This window comes from Nocardioides cavernae, from assembly GCF_016907475.1.
GTDB classification, from domain to species: Bacteria; Actinomycetota; Actinomycetes; order Propionibacteriales; family Nocardioidaceae; genus Nocardioides; species Nocardioides cavernae.
In genome coordinates this window covers 3,023,779-3,037,833 of sequence record NZ_JAFBCA010000001.1, presented here as the reverse complement: position 1 = coordinate 3,037,833, position 14,055 = coordinate 3,023,779, and the positions used below count along the sequence as shown (strand labels likewise).

The following is a 14,055-nucleotide window of genomic DNA, read 5'->3' as shown; positions in this document are numbered from 1 at the left end:
CCTCACCTGACCCGGCGCGGCGTGGTGGGACGGCCCTGTCGGTGCCGCGATCTACGGTCGTCCCGTGCGCATCCTCCACACCTCCGACTGGCACCTGGGGAGGTCCTTCCACCGGGAGGACCTGCTGGGCCACCAGGGTGCGTTCGTCGACCACCTCCTCGAGGTCGTCGCCGAGGAGGACGTCGACGTGGTCGTCGTCTCGGGAGACGTCTACGACCGTGCCCTCCCCCACGTCGACGCGGTCGCCCTGGCCGACGAGGCGTTCGCCCGGCTGGCCGCCTCCCGTGCGCGCGTCGTGGTGAGCAGCGGCAACCACGACAGCGCGCGGCGGCTCGGGTTCGGCTCGCGCCTGATGGACGCAGCAGGCGTCTTCGTCCGCACCGACGCGTCCTCGGTCGGCACCCCCGTCGTGCTGGCCGACCAGCACGGGGACGTGGCGATCCACGCGATCCCCTACCTCGACCCCTCGGCGCTGCTCGAGCCGTGGGCGCTCGGCCGCCGCAGCCACGAGGCTGCGCTGTCCGAGGCGATGACGCGGGTCCGGACCGACCTCGCCGCGCGCCACGACTCCACTCGCAGCGTGGTCCTGGCGCACGCCTTCGTCGCCGGCGCGACACCCTCGGAGTCCGAGCGCGACATCAGTGTCGGCGGCGTGTCCCGGGTCGCGACCAGCCTGTTCGACGACATCGACTACACCGCCCTCGGCCACCTCCACGGCCCCCACGTGCTCGACGAGCGGCTGCGCTACTCCGGCTCCCCGCTGGCCTACTCCTTCTCCGAGGCCGACCAGGCCAAGGGTTCGTGGCTGGTCGACCTCGACGCCACCGGGTTCGCGTCGGCGACCTGGGTCGACGCACCGGTCCCGCGTCGGCTGGCCCGGCTCTCCGGCACGCTCGACCAGCTGCTCGCCGACCCGTCGCTCACCACCCACGAGGACGACTGGGTGCAGGTCACCCTGACCGATGCCCGCCGGCCGCTGCGCGCCATGGAGCTGCTGCGCCGACGCTTCCCCCACACGCTGGTCCTGCAGTTCCCGACCCCGACGGTCGACGCCCGCACCCCTCCGCGGCCCGCGCCCGGCACGAGCGACCACGCCATCTCGCTCGACTTCGTCCGCCACGTGCGTGGCTCGGACGCCACGTCCGGCGAGGCCGCGCTGCTCCGCGAGGCCATCGACGCCTGCTGCCACGACCCCGACCAGGACGTGCTCATCGGCGCGCCCCTCGCCTCCGCCCCTCGCACGGCAGGTGGTGCCTCGTGAGGCTGCACCAGCTCCAGGTCGTCGGCTTCGGCCCCTTCGCCGATCCCGTCTCGATCGACTTCGACGCCCTCTCCGACGCCGGCCTCTTCCTGCTCAGCGGGCCGACGGGTGCCGGCAAGTCCAGCGTCCTCGACGCGGTCTGCTTCGCGCTCTACGGCGACGTCCCCGGTGACCGCGCCGTCGCCAAGCGGCTGCGGTCCGACCACGCGGCCGACGACGTCGCTCCACGGGTGGTGCTCGAGGCGACCCTGTCCGGCCGACGGTTCCGCATCGACCGCTCGCCCGCCTGGACCAGGCCGAAGAAGCGCGGCACGGGCACCACCACCGAGCAGGCCCGGGTCGTGATCTCCGAGCGACGCCCCGCCGCCGACGGCCAGCACCTCTGGCACCCGCTCAGCACCCGCCTCGACGAGACCGGACACCTCGTGACCCGTCTCGTCGGCATGACGCTCCCCCAGTTCTGCCAGGTCGCCATGCTCCCGCAGGGAAGGTTCCAGGCCTTCCTGCGGGCGCGGTCCGAGGAGCGTCATGCCCTTCTCCAGCAGGTCTTCCAGACGGAGCGCTTCGACCGCACCGAGCGCTGGCTGCGCGAGCGTCGCGTCGGGCTGAGGCGCGCCTCCGACACGCACCGCGACACGGTCGCCGACCTGGTCAGCCGGGTCAGCGAGGTCGGCGACGACGGTGCGCCCGACGACTGGCCGGCCGACCCCTCCTGCCTCGACGCCTGGGTGACCGGGCTGACCGACGCCGCATCGACCGCATCGGCCGACCAGTCGACCAGCGCGCAGGCGGCAGCTGCGGCCGAGACGACGGCTGCCGCTGCCCGAGCCGCAGGCACCGAGCTCGCTGCGCTTCAGGCCACCCACGCCGCGGCACGCCGTGACCGCGACGCACTGGAGGCGGCGGCAGCGGCGCACGCCGATCGCGTGCAGCTCGTCGACCGGGCCCAGCGCGCCGCCGGCGTACGCGCCCTCCACGACCTCGCGCTCGCGTCGCGAGCCACCTCCGACGACCTCCAAGAGCGCCATGCCGCGTCAGTCGCGTCGTTGGGGCGGCTGCTCGGAGTGACGACACCAGACGACGCGCAGGTCGCCGAGCACCACCGCACTGCCACGCGTGTGCTCGACGACCTCGCCCGCGTGCGCCCGCTGCTCCGCCAGGTCACCGAGGTCGAGTCGGCCCTCCACCACTCCGAGCGGAGCCGGGAGGGGCTTGCGGCCGAGCTCGACCGGCTCTCCGCCCGGGCGGCGCAGGTGCCGCAGTCCCTGGCCGAGCTCGAGCCCCGGCTCGCCTCGGCCCGCGACGCGGTGACCCACGTCGCCACGCTCGACGACGAGCTCGTGGCCCTCCGGGCGCGGGTGCTCGCCGCCCGCTCGGCCGACGACCTCGCGACCGACCTCGCCTCAGCCCAGCGCGACCTCGCGGCGGCGACGCAGACACGGCTGCTCGCGCGCGAGGCGCTCGTGGAGATCCGCGAGCAGCGCCTCGACGGCATGGCTGCCGAGATCGCGCGCAAGCTGGCCGTCGGCGCCTGCTGCCCGGTGTGCGGCTCGGCCGACCACCCCTCCCCCGCGTCTCCTGCGTCCGGCGCACCGGACGAGGCCACCGAGCGCAAGGCCCGCCGCGAGGTCGACGACCTCGAGGTCGTCGTCGAGGCGCACTCCCAGCAGGTCCGTGGTCTCGAGACCCGGCTGGCTGCTGCCCTCGCCGAGTCCGGCGAGGCGCTGGACACGCTCCTCGCCGCCGAGGACGACACGCTGGCCCGCCTCGACGGTGCCCGGGCCGCCGCGGCCACCGTCGACCCGCTGGCCGCCCGGTTCGACGCGCTGCTCGGCGAGCAGGACGACGTCGTCCGCCAGCGCGAGCAGCTCACCGCGACCGCCTCCCGGCTCGACACCGAGGCCGCCGTCCTCGCCGCGCGCCTCGAGGCACTGCGTGAGCAGGTCCGCGCGGTCCTGCCCGACGGGGCCGACCTCGACGACCTGACCGCGCACCACCAGCAGGTCGCGGACGTGGCCCGCCGCTGCACCGACACCGCAGCCGACCTTTCGCGCGCTCGCGAGTCCGCGGCCGGCACCCAGCGGGCCGCCGACGGTGCAGCGTCCGGGGCGGGCTTCCCGTCGTCGGGTGCGGCTGCCGCCGCCTGGCTCCCCGAGGCCGAGCTCACCGCGCTCCTCGCGGCGGTCGAGCGGCACGAGCGCGAGCTCGCCCGCACCGGTGAGCTGCTCGCCGACACCGACCTCGCGGTGGCTGCTGCAGCGGAGCCGCCCGACCTCGAGCTGCTCGCCGAGGCCCACCGCCGCGCCCAGGAGGAGGCTGCGACCACGCGGCACCGCGACCTGGTCCTGCGCGAGCGCGTGGGCCGCCTCCGCGCCCTGACCGGCGACGTCCGCACCGCGCTCGCGGTGTGGGCCCCGGTGCGCGCCGACCTCGACCTGGTTGCTGACCTCGCCGCCCTCGTCGAGGGCAAGCACCCCGACAACCGCCACCAGATGCGCCTGTCGGCCTACGTCCTGGCCCACCGTCTCGGCCAGGTCGTCGATGCCGCCAACCTGCGGCTCTCCACGATGAGCGACCGGCGCTACTCCCTCGTCCACACGGGGCAGCGCGGCGCCGGGGAGACCCGGGGCGGCCTCAGCCTGCTCGTCCGCGACGACTGGACCGGCGACAGCCGCGACCCGGCCACGCTCTCGGGCGGCGAGACGTTCGTGGTTTCCCTCGCACTGGCGCTCGGCCTTGCCGACGTCATCACCCAGGAGGCGGGCGGCGCCGACCTCGACACCCTGTTCGTCGACGAGGGATTCGGCTCGCTCGACGCCGAGACCCTCGAGGACGTGATGGACACGCTCGACACCCTCCGTGACGGGGGCCGGGTGGTCGGCGTGGTCAGCCACGTGCCCGAGCTGCAGACGCGCATCCCCACGCAGCTGCGGGTCCACCGCGGCCGCCACGGCAGCCGCACGAGCCTCGTCCTCGCCTAGCGCTCGTCGTCGGTGATCGCGACCGCTACCCGCCGTCGCCGCCGTCTCCCCCGCCGTCGGCATGGCCGCCGCTCCTGGTTGCCTTCACGGGGCCGCGAAGGGCGTTCTCGATGACCAGGCCGATGAGCACGACGACGAGCACGACGACGAGCACGACGACGAGGTAGGTCATCTTGCTCGCCGCTTCGGCCGCGGTGCGCCGCAAGGCGTCAGGCTGACTGGCATCGGATGCCCGGTGTGTCGAGAGACCGAATTCTGCCATCGCGAGTGCCCGTCGGCCCGATGATCACTCCGGCGAGGCGCCAGCCCACGATTTGCCGCCCTCCGGTCGGTTCGGCACGCCGTCGAGGTAGGGAACCTCGGGCCACCGGAGCCACTGGTGCGGCCGGCGGCGCCACCTCCGGGCGAACGGATGCCAACCTGGGCCGTCCCAGCACTGGAGCAGCCCGGGTTGGTACGGCGACGGGTAGAAGCCGGGCGGAGGAACGTCGCGGTCGGGCTCGCGGCGGACGACACCGTTCCGACCCAGGCGCCACAGTCCGGCGTACGCGGGGCGTGAGGTGTAACCCCGCTCGAGCTCCTCACGCTCGCGGGCCTCGAGGCGGAGCAGCGTCCACAACGCGCCGCCACCACCGCCGATCACGAGGGACGCGACCATCACTCCTGGGGCGTCGTCCGGGAGCGCGACCAGCAGCAGGATGGTGCCGAAGAACAGGCCGATCCCGGTGAGCAGCAACGCGTGGGCGGACGGGCCGGGTAGCGGTTGCGGCGGGGTCACCGGGGCAGGTGGCGGCAGCAGGCCCAGCCGCTGCGCGGCCCGAAAGCCGGGCGCGGTCTGCGGAGGGTGCTTCGCAGCGGCGCCGTAGACCTCCCATCCCTGGACCCGTTGGGCCTCTCCGGGGGGAAGCGGCGGGAGCATCGGCTGTCTCCAGTCGAGCACCGACCTGTCGCCGCCGGCCCGCCAGTGGAACCACCGTTGCATCCGGTCACTGTAGGAGAACCGATCGGGGCGCGGCGCAGAACGAGGCACACGCCCGAGGTGTCTGCCGGCTCGGCACGCGGCGACGCGGCCGGTGGTGGCGGGGCACCGCGCACACCCTCCGATAGGTTCGTCGCCATGAGTGCGCCCGGGCTCGACCCGACCTTCAACGACCTGCCGCACCGCCGGCTCGGCGAGGTCGCCCTCGCCCGCGCCCAGGAGCTCGGCGCCAGCCATGCGGACTTCCGGTTCGAGCGCAACCGCTACCAGTACCTCGGCGCCCGCGACGGCGTGCTCCAGACCGCGAGCGACGCCGAGGACCTCGGCTTCGCCGTCCGCGTCGTCCACCAGGGCGCCTGGGGCTTCGCCTCCGGCGTCGTCCTGACCGACGACGAGGCCCGGCGCGTCGCCGAGACGGCCGTGGCGGTCGCGCAGGTCGCCGCAACCATGACCACGACGCCCGTCGAGCTGGCGCCCGAGCCGGTGCACGACGACGTCACGTGGGTCTCCGGCTACGACATCAACCCGCTCGACGTACCCACTCCGGAGAAGGGCGCGCTGCTGGTCGACTGGACCGAGCGCCTGCGCACCGGTGCGGCCGTCGCCCACGCGACCGCCTTCCTGCAGCAGGTGCAGGAGAACAAGTACTACGCCGACCTCAGCGGCACCCGGACCACCCAGCAGCGAGTGCGGCTGCAGCCCGGCTTCGAGGCCACGGGCGAGGACGCGGAGACCGGGATCTTCGACTCGATGGCCTCCATCGCGCCCCCGGTCGGTCGCGGGTGGGAGTACCTCACCGGGGCCCACTGGGACTGGGACGCCGAGCTCGCGGAGGTGCCCGAGCTGCTCGCCGAGAAGCTGAAGGCGCCCACCGTCGAGGCCGGCACCTACGACCTCGTGGTGCACCCGTCCAACCTGTGGCTCACCATCCACGAGTCGATCGGCCACGCCACCGAGCTCGACCGGGCGCTGGGCTACGAGGCCAACTACGCCGGCACGTCCTTCGCGACCTACGACAAGCTCGGCACCCTCCAGTATGGCTCCCCGGTGATGAACGTGCGGGGTGACCGCACGCAGGAGCACGGCCTGGCAACGGTCGGCTACGACGACGAGGGCGTCCTGACCCAGGAGTGGGACATCGTCCGCGACGGCGTGCTGGTGGGCTACCAGCTCGACCGCTCGATGGGCCACCTCAAGCCGGAGCTGAACGACGGCCGGTCCAACGGCTGCGCGTTCGCCGACTCCTCCGGCCACATCCCGATCCAGCGGATGGCCAACGTGTCGCTGATGCCCGGCGCCGACGAGGTCGGCACGGACGACCTGATCTCCCGCGTGGAGCGGGGCATCTACGTCGTCGGCGACAAGTCGTGGTCGATCGACATGCAGCGCTTCAACTTCCAGTTCACCGGCCAGCGGTTCTACGCGATCGAGGACGGCCGGCTCGCCGGGATGCTGCGCGACGTGGCCTACCAGGCCACGACGACCGACTTCTGGGGCTCCATGGAGGCGGTCGGCGGACCCGACACCTGGGTCCTCGGTGGCGCCTTCAACTGCGGCAAGGCCCAGCCCGGGCAGATCGCAGCCGTCAGCCACGGGTGCCCCACCGCTCTCTTCCGCGGGGTCAACATCCTCAACACCATCGACGAGGCGGGCCACTGATGACCTCCCTGCGCAGCACCCCCCAGCAATTGGTCGAGCACGCGCTCGCGTCCTCGACCGCCGACGACTGCATCACGATCGTCCGCGACGTCACCAGCGCCAACCTGCGCTGGGCCAACAACACGCTGACCACCAACGGCGTGATGACCGAGGTGTCGGTGACCGTGATCAGCTTCGCCGCCGTGCAGGGCGGTGTCGCGACGGGCTCGGTGTCCGGCAGTGCCTCCACGCCCGTGCAGGTCACCGCACTCGTGCAGGCCGCCGACGCGGCCGCTCGAGCCGGATCGCCCGCCGAGGACGCGGCCGAGCTGGTCACCGATTCCACCTCCCCCGACTGGGACACGGAGCCGGAGACGACCGACATCGGCGTCTACGACGCCTTCGCTCCGGCCCTCGGGGAGGCATTCGCCCAGGCCACCGCGGAGGACCGCCTGCTCTACGGCTTCGTCAACCACGACGTCGCCACCACCTACCTCGGGTCGAGCCGCGGCCTCAGGCTGCGGCACGTGCAGCCGACCGGGCACTACGCCTGCACGGGCAAGGACACCTCGCTCACCCGGAGCGCCTGGACCGGCGGCGCGACCCGCGACTTCCGCGACGTCGACGCCGCGACGATGGCCGCGACCGTCGCCCAGCGCCTGGCCTGGGCCGAGCGACGCATCGACCTGCCCGCCGGGCGCTACGACACCATCCTGCCGCCGTCGTCGGTCGCCGACCTGATGATCGACGCCTACTGGGGCGCCGGCGCGCGCGTGGCGCACGAGGGCGAGTCGGTCTACAGCCGCCGTGGCGGCGGCACCCGGATCGGTGACAAGGTCGCCGCCCCCGGCGTCAGCCTGTTCTCCGACCCGGCCCACCCGGGACTGGAGTGCGCCCCGTTCGCCATCGCCGGCGCGTCCGACAACACGGACTCCGTCTTCGACAACGGCCTGGCGCTCGAGCGCACCGACTGGATCCGCGACGGCCTGCTGACCGGGCTGCTCCAGACCCGCCACTCCGCCGGGATGACCGGCCAGCCGGTCACCCCGATGATCGACAACCTCGTCCTCGAGGTGGGCGACGGCGCCGGCACGATCGAGGACATGATCGCCGACACGCAGCGCGGCCTGCTGCTGACCTGCCTGTGGTACATCCGCGAGGTCGACCCGCAGACGATGCTGCTCACCGGCCTGACCCGCGACGGCGTCTACGTCGTCGAGGACGGGGAGATCGTCGGCGCGGCCAACAACTTCCGCTGGAACGAGAGCCCCATCGACCTGCTCAACCGGTTCAGCGCCGCCACCGCGACGGTGCCGAGCTTCAGCCGCGAGTGGGGCGACGACTACTTCTCCCGCACCGCCACGCCCGCCTTGCGGATCCCCGACTTCAACATGTCGAGCGTGTCGCAAGGCGTGTGAGGCACGACGCCGTCAGCGCGGGTGGCCGCCCGGGATCTCGACCTCGGGGTCGTAGGGCGTACGGGTGTAGACGAACGTCGCGCACTCGAGGTGGTGGACCGACCCGTCCGGACGGCGTACGACGTCGAGCCGCTCGCCGCGGTGGTAGCCCAGGACGCCCACCAGCGTCCCCTGCACGAGCTCGAAGCGGTCGGTCACGACGTTGCCGCGCGCCATTGCCCGCGTCTCGATGCCGTCGTTGTGCCAGCGCACGTCGTAGGCGGTGTTCCCCCAGAACCACAGCCCCGGCACACCCTGCGCCTCCGAGGGGACCGCGACGGTCGGGCGCCACGGCGCCGGCCGGGTGTCCTCGGCGTCGGGATCACCCTCGATGAGCGACACGGCCAGGTCGCGCGGGTCGATACCCGTGGTCGCGTTGGCGAGCACCGCCGCCCCGATGCCGCTGTCGGGGTCCACGTGGAGGGCGGCCAGGAAGCCGGGCATCGAGCCGTTGTGGCCCACGAGCCGTCCGCCGGGGTGGATGCCCAGCATCAGCCCGAGCCCGTAGTCGGCGGTCACAGGTCGCTTCATCTCTTCCAGTGATGACGTCGCCAGCACGTCGGGGCGGGCGCCGCCGAGCACCTGGCCCCACGTGACGAGGTCGGCGAGGGTGGACCACAGCTGCCCGGCCGGGGCCATCGCCCCGGTGTCGGTGAGGGGTTCGTGGACCCGGACACCGGTGAAGTGGTCGACGCTCCAGCCCGGCTGGGCGCCGGGACGCGGCAGGTACGACGTCGCCCGCATGCCGAGGGGCTGGAGGAGGCGCTCGGACACCAGGGCCCGCCAGGACGTCCCGAACCGTCGGGCGACGACCTCACCGAGGAGGCCGTAGCCGAGGTTGGAGTAGTGGAACCAGGCGCCCGCCGGTGCCACCCGGCCGCTGCCGTCGTTGGCCAGGGCGAGGGCCGTGAAGTCGCCTCCCCGCGTTCGCTCCCACCACGGGCCGCGGGGCTCGCTCTGGATCCCCGACGAGTGCGCGAGCGCGTCGCGGACCGTCACGTCGCCGTAGCCGACGTCGCCCAGGTGCGCCGCGAGCGGGTCATCGAGGTCGAGCAGCCCCGCGTCCCGGGCCTGGACGACCAGGACGGCCGTCATCGACTTGGTGATCGAACCGATCCGGTACTGGCCGTCGAGGCCGGGCGCCTGCCCGGCCCCGCCCGCCCACACCGCGCCGTAGCGATCGAAGACCGCACCGACGACGGACGTCAGCCGCCCCTCGGCCTGGGCGACGTCGAGCAGTCGCTGCCGCTGGAGACTCACGAAAGCGACCCTAGAGCAGCGCGCCCGCTCAGTCCTGCGCGAACGCCTCCGGCGGGGGGCACGCGCACACCAGGTTGCGGTCACCGTAGGCCTGGTCGATCCGAGCCACCGGCGGCCAGTACTTGTCGGGGTCGATGCCGCGCGGGAACACGCCGAGCTCGCGCGAGTAGGGGCGGTCCCACTCGCCGACGAGCGCGCGTGCGGTGTGCGGCGCGTGGCGCAGCGGCGAGTCCTCCGGGCTCCACTCCCCCGCCTCGACGCGGGCGATCTCCTGGCGGATCTCGATCATCGCGTCGCAGAACCGGTCGATCTCCGCGAGGTCCTCGGACTCGGTGGGCTCCACCATCAGCGTGCCGGCCACCGGGAACGACATCGTGGGCGCGTGGAAGCCGTGGTCGACGAGCCGCTTGGCGACGTCGTCGACGCTCACGCCGCTGGCCTTGGTGATGCCCCGCAGGTCGAGGATGCACTCGTGGGCCACCAGGTTGCCGTGCCCGCGGTAGAGCACCGGGAAGTGCTCCTCGAGGCGGTGGGCGATGTAGTTGGCCGACAGGACCGCGACGGCCGTCGCGCGGGTCAGCCCCTGCGCGCCCATCATCCTGATGTAGGCCCACGTGATCGGCAGGATCCCGGCGGAGCCGTAGGGCGCAGCGCTGATGGGGCCGATGCCGTCGCGCTTCCCGGTCTCCGGGTGCCAGGCGTGCGAGGGCAGGTACGGCGCCAGGTGGGCTCGTACGGCGACCGGGCCGACGCCGGGGCCACCGCCGCCGTGCGGGATGCAGAACGTCTTGTGCAGGTTGAGGTGGGACACGTCCCCGCCGAACTCACCGGGACGCGCCCAGCCGAGCAGCGCGTTGAGGTTCGCCCCGTCGACGTAGACCTGGCCACCGTGGTCGTGGACGATCTTGCAGAGGTCGGTGATGGTGTCCTCGTAGGCCCCGTGGGTGGAGGGGTAGGTCACCATGATCGCGGCGAGCGTCTCGGCGTGCTGGTCGCACTTCGCGAGCAGGTCGTCGAGGTCGACGGACCCGTCGTCGGAGGCCTTCACCACGACGACCTTCATCCCGGCCATGACGGCCGACGCGGCGTTGGTGCCGTGGGCCGAGGACGGGATCAGGCACACGTTGCGCCCGGTGTCGCCGTTGGCCCAGTGGTAGCCGCGGATCGCCAGCAGGCCGGCAAGCTCACCCTGCGAGCCGGCGTTGGGCTGCACCGAGACCCGGTCGTAGCCGGTGACCTCGGCCAGCCACCGCTCGACGTCGTCGACAAGCTCGCGGTAGCCGGTGGCGTCCTGGGCGGGCGCGAAGGGGTGGAGGTCAGCGAAGCCGGGCAGGCTGATGGGCTCCATCTCGGTGGTCGCGTTGAGCTTCATCGTGCAGGACCCGAGCGGGATCATGCCGCGGTCGAGGGCGTAGTCGCGGGACGAGAGCCGGTGCAGGTAGCGCAGCATCTGCGTCTCGCTGTGGTGGGAGTTGAAGACCTCGTGGGTGAGGTAGTCGGTGGTGCGGCGCAGGTCCTCGGGCAGGCCGGTGGACGCAGCCTCGCCGCCGGGCGCGACGCCGAAGGCGCGCAGCACCGCCGAGACGGTCGACGGGCTGGTGCGCTCGGACGTCGACAGGCCGACGTGGTCTGCGTCGATCGCCCGGAGGTGCAGGCCGACCTGGCGGGCCGCCGCGATGACGTCGCCGGCGCGGCCGGGAACGGCCACGGTCAGCGTGTCGAACCAGGTGTCGTTGACGACCTCCACTCCCCCGGCCCGCAGCGCCTCGGCGATGCGGCTGGCGTGGTCGTGGGTGCGCTGCGCGATCCGGCGCAGGCCCTCGGGACCGTGGTAGACGGCGTACATCGACGCGACGACGGCGAGGAGCACCTGCGCGGTGCAGATGTTGGACGTGGCCTTGTCGCGGCGGATGTGCTGCTCGCGGGTCTGGAGGGCGAGCCGGTAGGCCGGGCGACCCTCCGCGTCGACGGACACACCCACCAGGCGGCCGGGCAGGTGCCGCTCGAGACCGGCCGACACCGACATGAAGCCGGCGTGCGGACCGCCGTAGAAGAGGGGTACGCCGAAGCGCTGGGACGAGCCGACCACGACGTCGGCGCCGAAGGTGCCGGGCGCCTCGAGGACGGCCAGGGAGAGGATGTCGGCCGCCACGACGGCGAGCGCGCCGCGCTCGTGCGCGGCCTCGATGACGGGCCGCGGGTCACGGACGGCGCCGGAGGCACCGGGGTACTGGACCAGCACCCCGCACAGGTCTCCCTCGGGCAGGCTCTCGTCGAGGTCGGCGACGATGACCTGGATGCCCATGCCCTCGGCACGGGTCCGGACCACCTCGATGGTCTGCGGGAGCGCGTCGGCGTCGACGACGAACGGGCCGGACACGTTGCGCTGCGCCCGGCGTACGAGCGTCATCGCCTCCGCGGCAGCGGTGCCCTCGTCGAGCAGCGAGGCGTTGGCGGTGGGCAGGCCCGTCAGGTCGGCCACGACGGTCTGGAAGTTGAGCAGCGCCTCGAGGCGGCCTTGGGAGATCTCCGGCTGGTAGGGCGTGTAGGCGGTGTACCAGGAGGGGTCCTCGAGCACGTTGCGCCGGATCACCGGTGGCGTGATGGTGGCGTGGTAGCCCAGCCCGATCATGGCCTCCGCCGGGCGGTTCTGCGAGGCGAGGGTGCGCAGCGCGCGGGCCGTCGCCTCCTCGTCGAGGGGATCCGGGAGGTCGAGCGCCGCGGCTGAGCGGATGCCGTCGGGCACTGCCGCCGTCATGAGCGACTCGAGCGACTCGTGTCCGATCGCCTCGAGCATGTGGGCGACGGCGGCGTCGTCCGGTCCGATGTGCCGGGCGACGAACTCGCCCAGCCCTTCGACGGTGCTGGGGGCGGAGGTCGGGGTGAGGTCGGGCACGCAGGCTCCCTGAGGTCGCGTCGCTGGACCTCCCCCTCTGTCGGTCCGGTGACCTCCAGAGTGCCAACCCAGCGCGGTCCGGGTGCCTGAGAGGTTCCGGGGAGGAATTGCCCCTTCGGCGCGCGACGTCCGGTCCGGGGACCGCGCGCCGCGACTCTCCCGCATGGGATGTCGGCGCCACCGAGTCTAACCGGGGAGGGCAGAAATGCCCGAAGCCGCCCGGTGCAACGGGCGGCCTCGTGGGTGAACGGGAGGGTCGGGGGCCGGGGTCAGCCGGTCTGCCGAGCAGCGCGGCGGGCGGCGAGCTCGTCACCGGCCGACGGCGAGGCCTGCTCGGCGGTGCGCTCGGACGGCAGCTCCGCGAGGGTGCCCTCGATCTCGCGCCACACACCGCCGATGGCGATGCCGAAGACGCCCTGCCCGCCCTGGAGCAGGTCGATGACCTCGTCGTTGCTGGTGCACTCGTAGACCGAGGCGCCGTCGCTCATCAGCGTCACGCGGGTCAGGTCGTCGGTGCCGCGCTCGCGCAGGTGGGCGGTCGCGGTGCGGATCTGCTGCAGCGAGATGCCGGCGTCGAGCAGGCGCTTGACGACCTTGAGGATCAGGATGTCGCGGAAGGAGTAGAGCCGCTGCGACCCGGAGCCGGCGGCTCCACGGACGCTCGGCTCCACCAGGCCGGTGCGGGCCCAGTAGTCGAGCTGGCGGTAGGTGATGCCGGCGGCGTTGCACGCGGTCGGGCCGCGGTAACCGGTGTCGCTCGGGAGCGGCGAGACGTCGTCGGCGAAGAGCAGTCCCTGCTCCTCGGCGAGGTCGGTGGCCTCGGCCTCGGCCTTCATGCGCGCGGCGTCGGCGCCCTTCTCGTTCTCGTTGCTAGCCACAGTGACCCTCCAGGTCAGTTCCTCCGCTGAGCAGTAACTCCTGGGGGAAGGGCCCGCCCGGTGCCGGAGGACCCGACAACCACAACGGTGGAGTTACAACAGAGACAGTTCAAAGTAGGCCCGATCCTCCGGGTTGTCCATCCACGCGGCGGCGTGTCGCAACCCTCAACCTCAACATGAGGGTGAGGGTCTGGGCAACGGTCAGTGCGACTCGAAGTCGTCGGGTGAGACGTGGTCGAGGAACTCGCGGAACCGCTCGACCTCGTCCTCCTGCTCGGCCGGCACCGCCAGGCCGGCCTCGTCCAGCACCGCCTCGGCGCACACGATCCGTGAGCCGGTGCGCAGCGCCAGCGCGATGGAGTCCGAGGGGCGGGCACCGACCTCGGCCCCGCCGTCGAAGACCAGCTGTGCGAAGAACACGCCGTCCCTCATGTCGACGATGCGGACCTCGTCGAGGCGCTGCCCCGTGGCCTCGAGCACGTCGCGCATCAGGTCGTGCGTGAGCGGTCGCGGCGGCGTCACGCCCTGCTGGGCGAAGGCGATCGCGGTCGCCTCGACCGCGCCGATCCAGATCGGCAGGTAGCGCTCCCCCGTCACCTCTCGCAACAGCACGATCGGCTGGTTGGAAGGCATCTCGACGCGGACTCCGACGACGTCCATTTCGCGCATGCGTCCACCCTACTCATGTGCCCTGATCGACTGGAC

10 protein-coding genes and 1 riboswitch are annotated in these 14,055 nt (G+C 72.9%); of the genes, 4 read left to right on the top strand and 6 right to left on the bottom strand.

Annotation, left to right across the window (positions count from 1 at the left end; genetic code table 11):
• The first annotated feature begins 64 nt into the window (after positions 1–64).
• Positions 65–1,261: an exonuclease SbcCD subunit D gene (locus JOD65_RS24070; RefSeq protein ID WP_191195594.1), complete on the top strand. Its 1,197-nt coding sequence runs from the start codon at positions 65–67 to the stop codon at positions 1,259–1,261.
• Positions 1,258–4,242, top strand: coding sequence for an AAA family ATPase (locus tag JOD65_RS14245; protein WP_191195593.1), 2,985 nt, complete (start codon positions 1,258–1,260; stop codon positions 4,240–4,242). The genes JOD65_RS24070 and JOD65_RS14245 overlap by 4 nt, the downstream gene beginning before the upstream one ends.
• 25 nt (positions 4,243–4,267) lie before the next feature.
• Here JOD65_RS14245 and JOD65_RS14240 read toward each other — a convergent pair whose 3' ends face one another.
• The gene (locus JOD65_RS14240) at positions 4,268–4,447 is read right to left on the bottom strand and encodes a hypothetical protein (protein WP_191195592.1); all 180 of its coding nucleotides are present in this window, start codon (positions 4,445–4,447) and stop codon (positions 4,268–4,270) included.
• An 81-nt stretch (positions 4,448–4,528) separates the two neighbouring features.
• A complete protein-coding gene (locus tag JOD65_RS14235; protein WP_191195591.1) occupies positions 4,529–5,224 on the bottom strand; it encodes a hypothetical protein in 696 nt (231 codons plus the stop codon).
• Positions 5,225–5,359: 135 nt separating this feature from the next.
• On the opposite strand from JOD65_RS14235, the gene JOD65_RS14230 reads away from it, so the two are divergent.
• Positions 5,360–6,880 carry a TldD/PmbA family protein gene (locus tag JOD65_RS14230; protein WP_191195590.1) on the top strand — a complete coding sequence of 507 codons (1,521 nt, stop codon included), beginning with the start codon at positions 5,360–5,362 and terminating at the stop codon, positions 6,878–6,880.
• Positions 6,880–8,277, top strand: coding sequence for a metallopeptidase TldD-related protein (locus JOD65_RS14225; RefSeq protein ID WP_191195589.1), 1,398 nt, complete (start codon positions 6,880–6,882; stop codon positions 8,275–8,277). The genes JOD65_RS14230 and JOD65_RS14225 overlap by 1 nt, the downstream gene beginning before the upstream one ends.
• A gap of 12 nt (positions 8,278–8,289) precedes the next feature.
• Here the strand turns inward: JOD65_RS14225 and JOD65_RS14220 are convergent, their stop codons facing one another.
• From JOD65_RS14220 to JOD65_RS14205, 4 genes are all read right to left on the bottom strand, one after another.
• Positions 8,290–9,576 (bottom strand): serine hydrolase domain-containing protein, encoded by a 1,287-nt coding sequence (locus JOD65_RS14220; RefSeq protein ID WP_191195588.1) that lies wholly within the window; start codon positions 9,574–9,576, stop codon positions 8,290–8,292.
• Positions 9,577–9,604: 28 nt separating this feature from the next.
• Positions 9,605–12,472 (bottom strand): aminomethyl-transferring glycine dehydrogenase, encoded by a 2,868-nt coding sequence (gcvP, locus tag JOD65_RS14215; RefSeq protein WP_372440112.1) that lies wholly within the window; start codon positions 12,470–12,472, stop codon positions 9,605–9,607.
• Between the two features lie 64 nt (positions 12,473–12,536).
• A riboswitch (glycine riboswitch) is annotated at positions 12,537–12,644 on the bottom strand.
• A 97-nt stretch (positions 12,645–12,741) separates the two neighbouring features.
• Positions 12,742–13,308, bottom strand: a complete 567-nt coding sequence (locus JOD65_RS14210) for a MerR family transcriptional regulator (protein WP_191196200.1) — start codon at positions 13,306–13,308, stop codon at positions 12,742–12,744.
• Positions 13,309–13,551: 243 nt separating this feature from the next.
• The gene (locus JOD65_RS14205) at positions 13,552–14,019 is read right to left on the bottom strand and encodes a bifunctional nuclease family protein (protein WP_191195587.1); all 468 of its coding nucleotides are present in this window, start codon (positions 14,017–14,019) and stop codon (positions 13,552–13,554) included.
• Between the last annotated feature and the right edge of the window lie 36 nt (positions 14,020–14,055).

Coding starts and splice junctions, on each gene's coding strand:
- JOD65_RS14225 (WP_191195589.1), top strand. CDS start 6,880: ATGACCTCCCTGCGCAGCACCCCCCAGCAATTGGTCGAGCACGCGCTC.
- JOD65_RS14205 (WP_191195587.1), bottom strand. CDS start 14,019: ATGCGCGAAATGGACGTCGTCGGAGTCCGCGTCGAGATGCCTTCCAAC.
- JOD65_RS14235 (WP_191195591.1), bottom strand. CDS start 5,224: ATGCAACGGTGGTTCCACTGGCGGGCCGGCGGCGACAGGTCGGTGCTC.
- JOD65_RS14210 (WP_191196200.1), bottom strand. CDS start 13,308: ATGAAGGCCGAGGCCGAGGCCACCGACCTCGCCGAGGAGCAGGGACTG.
- JOD65_RS14230 (WP_191195590.1), top strand. CDS start 5,360: ATGAGTGCGCCCGGGCTCGACCCGACCTTCAACGACCTGCCGCACCGC.